We start from the raw sequence: 13,658 nt of genomic DNA, 5'->3' as shown, positions 1-13,658 counted from the left end.
TAGACTAATATAAAATGGAAAGAGGCTGTCCTAAAGCTTTGGGCAGCCTCATTTCATTTTACTCGATGAATCAGCATAAAAATCAATTCTACGAGATCCAATATGTTTTTTGGATCTTTGCCGGTGATTTTAAAAATCCTGTCTAATCTGTAGTTTAATGTATTTCTATGGATGATAAGGTTGCTGGCCGTTTCGTTTAAGTTCATGTTACAGCTAAGATAAATCTGCAGAGTTTTGATCAGTTCATCATGTGGTTCTAGTAAATGGATGAGTCTCTCAGATTTTGTATCGCTTTTTTCCATATAGGCTAGGTCGGCGATAAATTCGCACTTCGCATAGGAAATGAATCTTTCATTCGGATAAACACCTTTTAATACACGCATTGCAGATTTGGCCTGTAGAAATCCATCGGAAATTTTATCATTTATATTGCTAATTGAAGAAAGAGCATCAGGATAATTGCTATCAATCTGTTCTTGCAAAGAGTGAGTTTTAGTTTGATCCTGTACTATAAAGCAAATCGCGCTGCTTGATAGCCTAAAAGAATGGAAATTCTTAATACGATCCTTATCAAAATCATACGGTAATTCTACATATACAATTTGGGAGGGTTCGTTTAGCTTGATATTGTAGGATAATGCCTGTTCGGTTAATTCTTTAGTATAAATTGTTTCTGGATCGGTAATGGATTGGAAAAACTCCTGTTTTAAATTTTTTTCCAGGTTTTCTTTTTCCAATGCATGGTTTTGCTCGATTAATAAAATTGCGGTTGATCTCACAAGGTTTCCAAAAGGCCTTGTTTCTTCTACTTCGCCGCTTATTCCAACCACGCCAACAATCATTCCAATTAATTCAATTGGCAGGTTAATGCCCTTCTTTACAAATTTCCCATCCTTATAGATTTCTACCGTTTTTCCTTGTTTTAACGCCTCAACAGCACCATGGTGAAGCGTGCCAATCCTTTCTTTATTTCCGCTTGCAATGATAATTCCGGTTCGATCCATAATATTTATATTATACGGAATATCCTTCATCATCTTATCTACAATATTTTGGGCCAGGGATTGTCTTAATATATTCAATGGATTAACTCCTTTTGTTCCACCTGATTAAATTGTAGCATTACCAACGTTTTTTTCAATATAACCTAAGAGGCCGTTCGGTTCTCAGTGTAGTTCCAAATTCGCTGGCTGCGGGACAGGCCGCGGGAAAAATTAAATGCAGGTACAGGTGCAATTTGCAGTTGCAAAGCTTGTGGATAAAGGGTACCATTTCACTACTACAATTTGAAGGAAATGAGTGTTAACTATGAACGGAGAAACAAATGACCATAAGGACAATTGGTTTAGGAATATCGTTCTCTTTTTATCAAGCCAAACTATATCTCTGTTTGGGTCCTCACTGGTTCAGTATGCTATTATGTGGCATATTACATTAACGACTGAGTCCGGTGTTATGATGACGTTGTATATCATCTGCGGCTTTATTCCAACATTTATTTTGTCTCCGGTTGCAGGTGTGTGGGCGGACCGCTTTAACCGGAAAGTACTGATTGTGTTGGCGGATGGACTCATTGCAATGGCGACACTCATTCTTGCCATCCTGTTCCTAATGGGATATGACGATGTGTGGCTGCTGTTTGTAATGGCTGCTGTACGTGCGTTTGGTACAGGGATTCAAACACCAGCTGTTGGAGCAATTTTACCGCAAATCGTCCCAAAGGATAAGCTGACAAAAGTGAATGGAATCAATGGAACAATTCAGGCTGTCATCATGTTCGTTTCTCCGATGGTCAGTGCGGCGTTGCTGGCAATGGCATCCCTTGAAATTATCTTCTTTATTGATGTTATCACCGCGGCCATTGCTATTGTTACCTTGCTCTTATTCTTAAAAGTGTCTGTCCATGAGAAGGCAAAGGAGAAGCAAACAACTAGTTATTTAAATGATTTTAAACAGGGCTTGCACTATATCAACAATCATCAGTATCTAAAGTCGTTTTTTCTTTTCTTCGCGGTCTTCTTTGTATTAATGGCCCCAGCGGCATTTTTGACACCGTTGCAGGTTACTCGCAGCTTCGGTAATGATGTATGGAGACTAACCGCCATTGAGCTTGCCTGGTCCATAGGGATGATGGCTGGTGGAGGTATCATTGCAGCCTGGGGAGGATTTTCGAATCGGGTTAAAACAATGGCGTTTTCAAGTATCATCATGGGAGTTTGCACATTTGCGCTTGGGGTTGTACCGGTCTTTTGGCTGTATCTGGTTTTCATGGCTGTTTTTGGAGTAACCATGCCAATTTTCAATACACCAACCATGGTTCTTTTACAGGAAAAAATCGAAGAGAATTATTTAGGGAGAGTGTTTGGCGTGATGGGGATGATTTCGACCTCAATGATGCCGATTGGCATGCTGATATTTGGCCCCATCGCAGACATTATCAAAATAGAATGGCTCCTCTCCGGAACCGGGATATTCATTGTTTTATTAGCGGTTCTTCTAGGCCGGAACAAAACTCTGATGAAGGCAGGGGAACCCGTGCTGAAAGAAAATTGAACAAACCGACAAAGGGAAGAATAGGGAAGGTTCTCGTTTGCCGGGCGGAAAAATGAAAAAAGCAACGATCCAGTCGGGGTATCGTTGCTTTTTAATAGGGATGTTTTATTTTCCTGTTAATGCAATATCGCATCAGTCGGGAAGGCTGCCATGCTAAAAAAGCTATGAGCCGCTGCTCATGCTTCCTTCAATGTGCTTTCCAATTCCAAGGCTTGCCCTGCGAACTCAATTTCCTTAATAGTTACCGAAAGCACCCCTGTTGGAACTTTAAGTGCCACCTTTTCACCAACACTCTTCAGCAAAAGCTGCCTGCCTACCGGGGACAAAAAGGATATGCTTCCCGAATCCGGGTCCGACTCGTCAGGGTAACAAATGATATAATCCTCTGTTTCGTTGTCATCATCATACATAACTGTGACCTTTGTCCCGATGAATACTTTTTGGAAAGATGAAATACTATCATTCCGTTGATTTTCTTTTATTAAGTTCTCAACTTCAAGTGAGTAAGTATTATAAAAGTCCTTCTTCCGCTCGTCAACTGGAGTGGAAGATAAATAATGATGGGTCAATTCCTTGATATTTTCATCAATGTAAACCAACTGTTGTATGAAGTATTCTTTGCTAAGGAGCTGACTATGGTTCATAGTAGATAACCCCCTGGCTTGGATTGAACTTCTTACAAAATTTCATGAACATTTTCATTCATATCGCCTCCTAAAAAAATGATATCTTCCGCTCAATAAGGGAGACATAGCATGGCCCCTTTATTTTGGAAAGATATTAGGACTATTTTATCACAGATTGGAAGATATATCATGTAAACAGTTACATTTGGGGATGTTTGGAAAAACTAGAGGCTAGAAGGCAATTCCTCCTTCAGTAAAGTTGCCCGAGTTGTTGCTCATCACTTTTATGAATGACATCTTGATGCCTTTGTACACCCGAGTTGTCATTCATGGGCTTTATGAATGATATCTTGATGCCTTCGTACACCCGAGTTGTCATTCATCGGCTTTATGAATGACATCTTGATGTCTTGGACACCCGAGTGGTCATTCATCGGCTTTATGAATGACATCTTGATGCCTTTGTACACCCGAGTTGCCATCCATCGGCTTTATGAATGACATCTCGATACCTTCGTACACCCGAGTTGTCATTCATCGGCTTTATGAATGACATCTTGATGCCTTTGTACACCCGAGTTGTCATTCATCGGCTTTATGAATGATATCTTGATGCCTTCGTACACCCGAGTTGTCATTCATTGCTTATGAATGTTTACTGTCCTCCCATTTGTTGGAGTGGGATTTTTTTAAGTGGCGTTCCCTAACCTAAAAATCATCAAATGTGCTAAAACATGGGGTCTTGGCCGGAGTATCAACATAAAATGAATAACCATTCATTTTATGTTAGAATAAATAAAACTTTATTCCTGAATTTAAAGGTTGTATTTTGCCTGGTCGGTTTGGTGGAAATGGTATACATAAATTTAACGGAGTACAGGGGGGATAGCATGCTGTTTAAGAAGGAATTTGCTCAAAAGACTGTGAATGGTGTAACAATGGGCAATGGAACGATATCCTTTCAGGGTGTTAAGCTGAATGTTCATAGCTTTTTTATAGATAGTGTGTTGATTGATACCGGAGGGAAATCATTGGAAAAGTATTTTAAGCCCTTTTTCAAACAGTTTAGGATTGATAAGGCCATCATCACGCATCATCACGAAGACCATACAGGTTGCGCAGCCTTCCTGCAAGATAATCTTCAACTTCCACTTTACATGGATGGCAGCAAGATTGAAGCGTGCATGAAGCATCCGGAATATCCGCTTTACCGCCAATTGTTTTGGGGAAAGCGCCGGGCTTTTCGTGCGGAGCCTTTAGGTGGGACATTTCACTCTGCCCATGCAACTTGGAAAGTCATTAAAACACCGGGACATGCGATTGATCATCTTTGCTTTTTGAATGAAGAGACAGGACAGTTATTTACTGGGGACCTTTATTGCCAGGAAAGGACAAAGGTTATTTTGCGTGAGGAAAGTATCCCTGAGATTATTGAATCATTGAAAAAAATCTTAACCTTTGATTTCGAAGATGTCTTTTGCTGCCATGCTGGCTATTTGGACAATGGGCGGTTGGCCTTGAAAAGAAAGTTGGAGTATTTATTGAACCTGCAGGGAACAGTCTTAAAGCTGCATCAAGAAGGGAAACCACCTGCAGAAATCCACAAACTACTATTTCCAAAACGATACCCTATTATGTACTTTTCTAGAGGAGAATGGAACTCAATTCATATTGTCCATTCTATTCTTAATCAACAAGCAGGGATAACCGTTTAAAGGAAGCAGTCCTTGCTTCCTTTTGACCCTGGGGTTGTTTTTTGATTATAATGTATGTAGACTGATTGGTATAATTTGAGAATGAGGTATAGCTAATGACTGAGACAAAAGGAAATTCGAAAGATAAATTAATCGAAACGGCATCGCGGCTTTTCCAGCTGCAAGGCTACCATGGAACGGGGTTAAATCAGATAACAAAAGAGAGCGGTGCTCCTAAAGGGTCGCTGTATTATCATTTTCCAAATGGCAAGGAACAGCTTGCGGTTGAATCGGTAGAATTGACTGCTTCACGTGTGTCTGGGCATATAAAGGATGGCCTAGCCGAATCCACTGATGCCGTAACCGCTATTCAGAGTTTTTTAGAAATGATGGCAGAACGGTTTGAAAAGGAAGGCAGCAAGGGAGGCGTTCCGATTGCAGCGATTGCCCTTGAAACATCACTAACTAGTGAACCTCTACGAATAGCATGCCAGACGGCGTATGCAACGTATCAGGATTTATTCGAGCAAAAGCTGATTGGCTCTGGTTTTGAAGCCAGCCGGGCAAAAGAGCTTGGGATTGTTATTAACTCGATGGTTGAAGGTGCATTCCTGCTGTCGTTTACGATGGGTAATAGTCTGCCATTAAGAATGGCTGCGAAACAAATTCCAGTTCTCCTTTATAAATAGGCTGGAATTTAATTTTACCAAAAAATATATAGACTGGTCTAACAGTACAAAAAGCCGGAAGAAGGGTATCTATGAAGATTTTAGTTACTGGCGCAACTGGGAATGTCGGCCGTTATGTTGTTAAAGAATTGTTGAAGATGGGGGAAGACGTGGTTGCTGCGGGGACGAATCCACAAAAATTAAGCAGTTTGTTTCAGGGAGAAGTGGATACGGTCTCTTTTGATTTTACCAAAACAGAAACGTACGAACTGGCGTTGGAAGAGGTAGACAGGGTCTTCCTGATCAGGCCACCACATCTCGGAAAGCCTGAGGATTTATATCCATTCATTGATGCGATGAAACAGCATTCTATTAAACTTGTATCCTTTTTATCATTAATGGGTATCGAAAAGAATACCATCCCGCCGCATTATAAGATCGAAAAATATATAGAAGCATTTGGCCTTCCTTATGCCCATGTACGTCCGGGCTTCTTTATGCAAAATTTGTCCGGTATTCATTCTGTTGAAATTAGGGAGATGGACCAAATCTTCGTCCCCGCTGGAAAAAGCAAAACTAGTTTCATCGATGCCGAGGACATTGGCTTGGCTGCCGCAACCTTGCTGAACAATCCGGGAAAATACAAAAATACTGCCTATACGATAACAGGTAAAGAAGCACTGGATTACTACGAAGTTGCAAATATTTTGAGCAAGGTGACAGGCAGGGAAATTACCTACAGAAAACCTGGCTACTTGAAATATCGGAGCCATTATATAAAAAAACGTGGCCTCCCCAAAGATTATGTGAATGTGACCGTAGCCTTGTATTTTATGACGAGGATGGGAACGGCAGAAGCGGTAACAGATGATTTTGTAAAGCTGACAGGGAGACAGCCGCGTTCCTTCAAGGAGTTTGCCAGAACAAATATAAACTGCTTCATATCTTAAAGGTAAATGAGGAAGCGGAGGATTACGGCGTTCTTCAGGAATTTGCTCCTATAATAAGAGTTCCGTTTCCAGCCATATTAAAACATCAGCCTCCCGGGTAAAGTATTAAAAGTGGTGGGTCATGGCTGAAGTTAGTGGGAGTTTTGTTTAGCTATAGTGAATGAAGGAAGAGGTGAGGTTTTATGCTAAACCAGAAAAGAATCAGGGATTTTGGAGTTACAATCGGTACCATGGAGCCCGGGCGTCATAATGCAATCACGGATGTCGCCGGGGTGATGGTAGGGCATGTAACCTTGAGCGATAAAGATATGCAGACTGGCGTCACCGCTATTTTGCCTCATCCTGGGAATATGTTTAAAGAGAAGCTAATTGCCTCCAGTCATGTGATTAATGGGTTTGGAAAAACAATCGGCACGATTCAGATAGCGGAGCTTGGGACGTTGGAGACGCCAATTATCCTCACGAATACCTTAAGTGTAGGAACCGCCGCGGACTCATTGATTGACTATATGCTGGAAGGGAACCCTGAAATCGGCAGGACGACCGGGACGGTGAACTCGGTAGTTGCTGAATGCAATGATATGTTCCTGAATGATATAAGAGCAAAGTTTGTAAAGCAGGAGCATATTATTCAAGCTCTGGAGAATGCTTCTGCGGAATTTGAGGAAGGTTCAGCAGGGGCTGGAAGGGGAATGCTTTGCTATTCGATGAAGGGTGGAATTGGATCGGCTTCGAGACTTATTGATTTGGATTATGGTACATATACCCTGGGAGTGCTCGTATTAACGAATTTTGGAAGGATGGGTGACTTTCAGATAAATGGCAAACGGGTTGGCCGAGAATTGGAGAAGGCGATGGAAAGCTCCAGCGATATGGAAGATAAGGGCTCCGTCATTGTTGTCGTTGCAACTGATCTTCCTTTTTCCGAGAGACAATTAAACAGGGTATTAAAAAGAGCTGTCACTGGGCTCGCCCGAACCGGGTCAATTATTACAACAGGAAGCGGCGAAATTATAATCGGATTTTCAACGGCAACAAAGATTCCACACGAAAAGCCAGAAAGCAACCTTACGATACCAGTAATTCATGAGGAAGATATCGATTTCGCCTTCAGGGCTGTTGGCGAAGCAACAGAGGAAGCTGTCTTGAATTCCTTGATTACAGCCGAACAGGTTGTAGGAAGAGATGGCAATACGAGACCGGCATTAAAAGACTTGCTAGAGAAGTATTCGATTAGCTTAGGATAAGAAAATGCTCGAGCCTTTCAGAAACCTCCAATTAATTATAGAAGGGAATTGCAGTGGTTATCCTGAATAGTATATAGGTGTTGTATTTTTAAATTGGAGGGGATGTGGCGGTATGGGAAGAATGGTTCATTTTGAGATTCATGTAAGTGATATGGAGCGTGCCATGAAGTTTTATGGAGAGGTATTCGGCTGGTCGTTTCAGGATTGGAGCGAGTATGCAGGCATGCCTTACTTTGGGGCGGTAACGGGGGATAAAAATGAACCTGGAATCGATGGAGCCTTAATGAAGCGCCATGGTGCTCCACCTGAACCAGGACAAGCGCTAAACGGTTTTGCTTGTACAATGGGAGTAGCCAACTACGATGAAACAGAAGCGAAAATTCTCGAAAATGGCGGCCAGGTTGCATTGCCTAAGTATGCATTGCCTGGGATGGCATGGCAAGGATACTATTTAGATCCTGAAGGAAATATTTTCGGGATTCACCAACCTGATGAAAATGCAAAATAGGTAATAATGAATTGTGAAAGAGAGGCAATTTCCTTGGAAGGTTGCCCTCATTTTTTTTAGGAATCCCAATAGGTAAAAAAATCAATGTTTAATTTAATTTGAATAAGAGTTGTTATATCGATTTTGTATGGAGTATCAAAACACCTATTACTGTAGGTTTCTTTGTTGTGCTCTTTATGGAATCATGGCAATTGGAAGGTAAACTTACTTACTAATCGGAATGATAATGATTGGAATGGCACATCATCCAGATGTGTTATCGGAGCCGGGCACTTTTAACTTTATTTGCTGTCCGCAATTCCATAAATTATATTCATGAGTGAACAGGCCGTTAGAAGCAACCGTCTTCTTATGGCCTTTTTTATTTGGCTGTGTAAAGTCTAAGGGGTTCTTGATGTGTCGTGGAAGAGGAAATGAAAATACTTAAGGACGAACAGCTTGAAAAAGCGCTGAATAAATTAGTACAATCATGCAGCACGATAAAAGGATGCGAATAAGAGTCTTTCTTTCCGGCTCTTTTTCACATCCTTTTTCTTTTATAAGTTTGTGTATTTTGCACTGATCCAGCCGTACTTTCCTTTGGCGTATTCGATTTTCAGCCAATATTGTCTTTGGGAATTTAAAACAACATCTTTAACTGTAAACACCTTATTTTTCTTTACCTGGCCTACTATCTTGTGATTTTTAGAAGCGCCGGAACGGACATTCAAAACAATTACCGTTATTTTTATTGAAGTTGGTTTGATTTCAATCACTGGCTTCTTTTTTGGATCCAGCCATTTCAATATATTCAGCATGTCGCCTTCGTTCACAGCGATACAACCAAGTGTATGTTTTGTTGAACTTGACTTGATATGTAGAAAAATTGCACTGCCGGCCTCTTTTACAATCGGATTTTCATTGTATCGGATCACGATAGAGTACTTATATAAGGGATGATTTAATTTCTCATAGGAATTCCATCTTTTATCCGGGTTTCCTGTATAATGCACCCATTTGTTGTAATCCTTTGATTTAACATCATCAATCCAATAGTCATACTTAGATACCGCTTTAAAAGGATAGTTCAATCCAGCAGGTTTTTTGCCCCACCCAAAAGACGTCCCCAATAAATACGTCCCGGCAGGTGTTTTGCCATCGCCTTCCTTCAATTTTCCAATACCATATTTTCCCACTACAGCTTTAATGGGGGGCGAGTATTTCACCCATTTGCCGTTTTTCTTAACATACCTTTGCAGAGTTGCCGATGTGCTCCTTGGGGATGCTTCAACAACAATTAATTGACCTGCTTCGGTTTTCAATGCTGTCGTTGAAGCAGCTTGCACGGAAGATTGGGGACCAGTAAAACTGATTATTAACATAACCGCCAAGAAAATACACGCCAACTTTTTTCTGGTTTTTGAGAAATAGCTATTCAAATTTATCTCCGCCCTGCAAGGTAGTTTTAATATTTTAAATATTAATATATATTTCGTGAGTTGTAAAAGATAACCTGTATTGGTCTATTCGCAAGCTAAAGCCTCAACCTTAATGGGTTTTCCTCTCATGTATGTTAATTTTTTAGGTTACGTTAAAGAACACTGCCGTTTTCGTTATGTAAGAGAAAACTTCGAGTTAAACCTCGCTGGAACAGGGGACTTTGCGCCTTCCACTCCAACAAAAGCTTTATAAATCAAGACTCTCTTACTTCACATATTTTATTTAAGAACCAGCCTTAATTTACTAGTTTCCCACTGTTATAATAGCATAATATTTAAATTTTCCTACAATTTGTGATATACTATTCAAAGTTTAATTGAAACAGAAAAGGTGTGCTAATAGGCCGCGCCGGCTTGCTGGGACAAAGGCAGGAGCGCCTACATCCTTTCTGCAAACTTAGGGGAGAAGGATGGTAGAAATGAGTAACGGACAAGTGAAGTCAGACGTTATTTTAATTGGTGCCGGAATCATGAGTGCGACTTTAGGAACAATGCTGAAAGAATTAGCACCAGATTGGAAGATTAGAGTTTTTGAGAAGCTTGATAGTGCAGGGGAAGAAAGCTCGAACGAATGGAATAATGCAGGCACCGGGCATGCAGCGCTATGCGAGCTTAACTATACCGTCGAAAAGCCGGACGGTTCAATAGATATTGGTAAAGCGGTTAAAATCAATGAACAGTTTAGTGTTTCCAAGCAATTTTGGTCTTATCTTGTAAATAAAAATTTAATCCATAATCCTCAGGCCTTTATTAGGCAATTGCCTCATATGAGTTTCGTCAAAGGCGAGAAGGATGTATCTTTCTTAAAAAAGCGGTTTAAAGCGCTCTCAGATAATCCGCTTTTTCAGGGAATGGAATATACAGAAGATCCAGATATACTAGAGCAGTGGATTCCGCTTATGATGGAAGGCAGCCGCTCGGACGAGCCAATTGCCGCAACAAAGATTGACTCTGGAACAGATGTCAATTTTGGGGCGTTAACACGGATTCTTTTTGACCACTTAAAGAGACAAAATGTTGATATTCACTATAAGCATAAGGTTAACGATATAAAACGGACAAGTGATGGATTGTGGCAATTAAAGATACAAAATCATGAAAGCGGTACCGTGGAACATCATACCGCAAAGTTTGTGTTTATCGGTGCCGGAGGCGGGAGCCTGCCATTGCTGCAAAAAACAGGTATTCCGGAGAGCAAGAATGTTGGAGGTTTCCCGGTAAGCGGGCTATTCCTCGTCTGCAAAAATCCTGAAGTGATTGCCGAGCACCATGCAAAGGTTTATGGAAAAGCTGCGGTTGGCGCACCTCCTATGTCTGTCCCGCATCTTGATACACGGTTTATTAATAATAAAAAATCGCTGCTGTTCGGGCCTTTTGCCGGCTTCTCTCCAAAATTTTTGAAGACCGGTTCCATGCTCGATTTTCCAGGGTCTATCAAGCCGAGTAACTTTTTGACGATGATCGCCGCTGGAGCGAAAAATATTCCCTTAACAAAATATCTGATTCAGCAGCTTATGCTGTCCAAGGAACAACGCATTGAGGAACTGAGAGGATTTATTCCTAATGCAAAAAGTGAAGATTGGGACATTGTTGTTGCAGGCCAGCGTGTCCAAGTAATCAAGGATACAGAAGCGGGCGGTAAAGGAACACTTCAATTTGGTACGGAAGTTATCAGTGCTGCTGATGGGTCCGTTGCCGCCTTGCTCGGTGCTTCTCCTGGTGCTTCAACTGCTGTCAACGTCATGCTTGAGGTAATGGAAAAATGCTTCCCGCAGCATATGTTTGAGTGGGCGCCAAAAATTAGAGAAATGATTCCTTCATTTGGAGAGCCGCTGGTAAATAGGCCCGAGCTTATCCGGGAAATCGAGGCGTCAACAGCTAAGGCGCTTGGCCTTGGTGAACACAACGAGTCGCAAGTGGCCGGAGTAAGCGTGTCATAGGTGAACATAGTGAACGGGCATCCGCTAGAGGATGCCCGTTCTATTGTCTTTTGAAAGTCTACTTCTGACCTTGGGTCATTTGATCCATTACCCAGCTGGCCTGTGAGCCGGTTTCTCCAGTGCTGGGACATACCTGGCCCTCTCCTGTCAGTTCTTTGACAACTGTTTCGACAAGTGGCTGGTGAACGTGTTGTGGCGGTTCAAAGTCCCACTGTTCGCTTCCGTTTGCTGTCGTTAATAAAACTGGTTCAGTGCCAAAGGTAGAAAAGGTGATTTTCCCTTTGCTGCCAATTATTTCGTTCACATCTTTATTTTCAAAAGCTGTAAAGCACCAGCTTCCAACACTGTGAACTCCTGATTCAAAGCGGTATGTACCCGTAACGATATCCTCCGCCTTATAATAGCCTGCCTGGTTTGAGGCAAAGCCATGTACTTCCTTGATGGGACCTAGCAAGAAGTTCAATAGGTCGAGTGTGTGGCTGGCAAGGTCGAAAAACAATCCGCCACCTGATACTTCGGACTGAACCCTCCATGGGAGTTTGGCTGGGTCCTTCACATCCTCTGAGGGAATTTGATGCTGGGTAGTTGAGACAAATCGGACATCACCTATTGCACCACTTTCCAACAGCTCTTTTATTTTTAAAAAGCGGGGCTGGGCTCTGCGGTAGTAGGCGACATACAATGGAACGCCAGCTGTCTTGCAAGCTTCAATCATTTCCTTGCTTTCAGAAAAATTAAGTGCCATTGGTTTCTCGACATACACAGGCTTCCCTGCCTTTGCCGCTTTCAATGTATATTCCTTATGAGAGCCAGGAGGTGTAGCGATATAGACTGCATTAACCTCGGGATCGTTAAGTAAAGCATCAGCATCATCGTACCACTTAGGGACATTGTGCCTTTTTGCATAATCCTTGGCGAGCTCTCCGGTTCTCCGCATAACTGCAACCAACTCTGAATTCTTTACCTTTTGGAATGCAGGGCCGCTTTTTACTTCGGTAACATTTCCGCACCCGATAATTCCCCAACGGACTTTTTCAAATTTCACTCCAAATTTCCCCCTTAGATGATTCATTTCCGTGAAAAAGAGATTTGCTATTCATTATACAGAAAGATAAATTTTGTTTCATATACTTATAAAGAGTGGCGAAGTGTGGTGGGAAAACAAAAACTCGATATTTACCCCCTTAATCTGGATGGGTTTGTCCGAACTCTTTTAATATAACTTAACAAAGACGGGGTAATGAAATGAAGATACTGACCAAAGGTGCACTTCCGATGATACTGGCGGGAGCTGTTACGTTTTCTGCCACTAACATATTATTATTTAACGATACTGCTCAAGAAGTAGTGAAAGGAAGGGCGATTGCTTTTTCCGAAGGGCTAAAAAAAATTGATACATTTAGCCAGAAACCAAAACTGGAAAAAACTCAGGCTTCAACAACTACTACAAAAAAGAATCAAACCAAGCCTGACCAGGAAAAAGCTACTTCGCCACAGGTCAGCTCCGCAAAGAATACAAAAACAGCTGAAAGACTAAGGCCAACCCTAAAAAGCAGTCCTGAGGCTAACTCTTCCAGCGCCAAACCGGCAGCAACTAAAATAACTGTCTCAAAACCCGCGGCCACAAGTACGACGAGTGCAACGACTAAGCCTGCAGCCGCAAGTGCAAAGAGTCCAACTGTTAAAACCGAGCCAGCAACTACTAAAAGTCCAGCGGCGAAGCCAGCAACATCCACGCAACCTAAACCTATTAGCACACCTGCATCAAAGCCTGTTGCTGCACCCCAGCCAACTGAACCCAATCCGAATGCATCACAAAAAGCTACAACTAACCGTGGGAAAGAGGTCTCCCAGGCTGCTCAAGAAAAGGCTGAGGAAAAACGGGAGCAAGCGAAGAACAAAGGTAAGCAAATGTAATTCAATAAAGAGAAGGCATCTCAAAATGGGATGGTCCTTCTTTATTGAACGGCTTTAATGGTTGACCATTAAAAAAG

Annotated in this window: 13 protein-coding genes; 8 read left to right on the top strand and 5 right to left on the bottom strand. The window is 41.8% G+C overall.

The features are described from left to right. Positions 1 to 53 precede the first annotated feature (53 nt). Positions 54 to 1,082 carry a CdaR family transcriptional regulator gene (locus tag AM500_RS23115; RefSeq protein WP_231688074.1) on the bottom strand — a complete coding sequence of 343 codons (1,029 nt, stop codon included), beginning with the start codon at positions 1,080 to 1,082 and terminating at the stop codon, positions 54 to 56. Positions 1,083 to 1,308: 226 nt separating this feature from the next. Between AM500_RS23115 and AM500_RS23110 the strand changes: the two genes are divergently transcribed. Further along, on the top strand, positions 1,309 to 2,553 hold the full coding sequence (locus AM500_RS23110) for an MFS transporter (RefSeq protein ID WP_053601322.1): 1,245 nt from the start codon (positions 1,309 to 1,311) through the stop codon (positions 2,551 to 2,553). Positions 2,554 to 2,729: 176 nt separating this feature from the next. Here AM500_RS23110 and AM500_RS23105 read toward each other — a convergent pair whose 3' ends face one another. After that, positions 2,730 to 3,197: a GreA/GreB family elongation factor gene (locus AM500_RS23105; protein WP_053601321.1), complete on the bottom strand. Its 468-nt coding sequence runs from the start codon at positions 3,195 to 3,197 to the stop codon at positions 2,730 to 2,732. A gap of 305 nt (positions 3,198 to 3,502) precedes the next feature. Then, a complete protein-coding gene (locus tag AM500_RS25680) occupies positions 3,503 to 3,649 on the bottom strand; it encodes a hypothetical protein (RefSeq protein ID WP_156319885.1) in 147 nt (48 codons plus the stop codon). Between the two features lie 420 nt (positions 3,650 to 4,069). On the opposite strand from AM500_RS25680, the gene AM500_RS23100 reads away from it, so the two are divergent. From AM500_RS23100 to AM500_RS23080, 5 genes are all read left to right on the top strand, one after another. After that, positions 4,070 to 4,894, top strand: coding sequence for an MBL fold metallo-hydrolase (locus AM500_RS23100; protein ID WP_053601320.1), 825 nt, complete (start codon positions 4,070 to 4,072; stop codon positions 4,892 to 4,894). A 95-nt stretch (positions 4,895 to 4,989) separates the two neighbouring features. Further along, complete coding sequence (locus AM500_RS23095; protein ID WP_053601319.1) at positions 4,990 to 5,562, top strand: TetR/AcrR family transcriptional regulator; 573 nt, start codon at positions 4,990 to 4,992, stop codon at positions 5,560 to 5,562. Between the two features lie 71 nt (positions 5,563 to 5,633). Beyond that, a complete protein-coding gene (locus AM500_RS23090; RefSeq protein WP_053601318.1) occupies positions 5,634 to 6,491 on the top strand; it encodes an SDR family oxidoreductase in 858 nt (285 codons plus the stop codon). A 182-nt stretch (positions 6,492 to 6,673) separates the two neighbouring features. After that, positions 6,674 to 7,738 (top strand): DmpA family aminopeptidase, encoded by a 1,065-nt coding sequence (locus AM500_RS23085; RefSeq protein WP_053601317.1) that lies wholly within the window; start codon positions 6,674 to 6,676, stop codon positions 7,736 to 7,738. 112 nt (positions 7,739 to 7,850) lie between these two features. Then, the gene (locus AM500_RS23080) at positions 7,851 to 8,246 is read left to right on the top strand and encodes a VOC family protein (protein ID WP_053601316.1); all 396 of its coding nucleotides are present in this window, start codon (positions 7,851 to 7,853) and stop codon (positions 8,244 to 8,246) included. Between the two features lie 536 nt (positions 8,247 to 8,782). On the opposite strand, the gene AM500_RS23075 is transcribed toward AM500_RS23080, so the two are convergent. Further along, on the bottom strand, positions 8,783 to 9,607 hold the full coding sequence (locus AM500_RS23075; RefSeq protein WP_231688200.1) for an SH3 domain-containing protein: 825 nt from the start codon (positions 9,605 to 9,607) through the stop codon (positions 8,783 to 8,785). A 536-nt stretch (positions 9,608 to 10,143) separates the two neighbouring features. Between AM500_RS23075 and mqo the strand changes: the two genes are divergently transcribed. After that, entirely contained in the window at positions 10,144 to 11,664 is a 1,521-nt protein-coding gene (mqo, locus tag AM500_RS23070) for a malate dehydrogenase (quinone) (protein ID WP_053601853.1), read from the top strand. A 58-nt stretch (positions 11,665 to 11,722) separates the two neighbouring features. Here mqo and AM500_RS23065 read toward each other — a convergent pair whose 3' ends face one another. Beyond that, positions 11,723 to 12,709, bottom strand: coding sequence for a Gfo/Idh/MocA family protein (locus AM500_RS23065; RefSeq protein WP_082347355.1), 987 nt, complete (start codon positions 12,707 to 12,709; stop codon positions 11,723 to 11,725). Between the two features lie 200 nt (positions 12,710 to 12,909). Between AM500_RS23065 and AM500_RS23060 the strand changes: the two genes are divergently transcribed. After that, positions 12,910 to 13,581 (top strand): hypothetical protein, encoded by a 672-nt coding sequence (locus AM500_RS23060; RefSeq protein ID WP_053601314.1) that lies wholly within the window; start codon positions 12,910 to 12,912, stop codon positions 13,579 to 13,581. Positions 13,582 to 13,658 lie beyond the last annotated feature (77 nt).

Origin of the sequence: Bacillus sp. FJAT-18017 (genome assembly GCF_001278805.1) — a bacterium.
Taxonomy (GTDB): Bacteria; Bacillota; Bacilli; order Bacillales; family Cytobacillaceae; genus Bacillus_D.
Note: the sequence above shows the minus strand (reverse complement) of the source record. Positions and strands in the feature narration are given on the sequence as shown.

Excerpts from the sequence above, each read along its gene's own strand:
- AM500_RS23110 (WP_053601322.1), top strand. The coding sequence starts at position 1,309 with ATGAACGGAGAAACAAATGACCATAAGGACAATTGGTTTAGGAATATC.
- AM500_RS23105 (WP_053601321.1), bottom strand. The coding sequence starts at position 3,197 with ATGAACCATAGTCAGCTCCTTAGCAAAGAATACTTCATACAACAGTTG.
- AM500_RS23100 (WP_053601320.1), top strand. The coding sequence starts at position 4,070 with ATGCTGTTTAAGAAGGAATTTGCTCAAAAGACTGTGAATGGTGTAACA.
- AM500_RS23095 (WP_053601319.1), top strand. The coding sequence starts at position 4,990 with ATGACTGAGACAAAAGGAAATTCGAAAGATAAATTAATCGAAACGGCA.
- AM500_RS23090 (WP_053601318.1), top strand. The coding sequence starts at position 5,634 with ATGAAGATTTTAGTTACTGGCGCAACTGGGAATGTCGGCCGTTATGTT.
- AM500_RS23085 (WP_053601317.1), top strand. The coding sequence starts at position 6,674 with ATGCTAAACCAGAAAAGAATCAGGGATTTTGGAGTTACAATCGGTACC.
- AM500_RS23080 (WP_053601316.1), top strand. The coding sequence starts at position 7,851 with ATGGGAAGAATGGTTCATTTTGAGATTCATGTAAGTGATATGGAGCGT.
- AM500_RS23075 (WP_231688200.1), bottom strand. The coding sequence starts at position 9,607 with ATGTTAATAATCAGTTTTACTGGTCCCCAATCTTCCGTGCAAGCTGCT.
- mqo (WP_053601853.1), top strand. The coding sequence starts at position 10,144 with ATGAGTAACGGACAAGTGAAGTCAGACGTTATTTTAATTGGTGCCGGA.
- AM500_RS23060 (WP_053601314.1), top strand. The coding sequence starts at position 12,910 with ATGAAGATACTGACCAAAGGTGCACTTCCGATGATACTGGCGGGAGCT.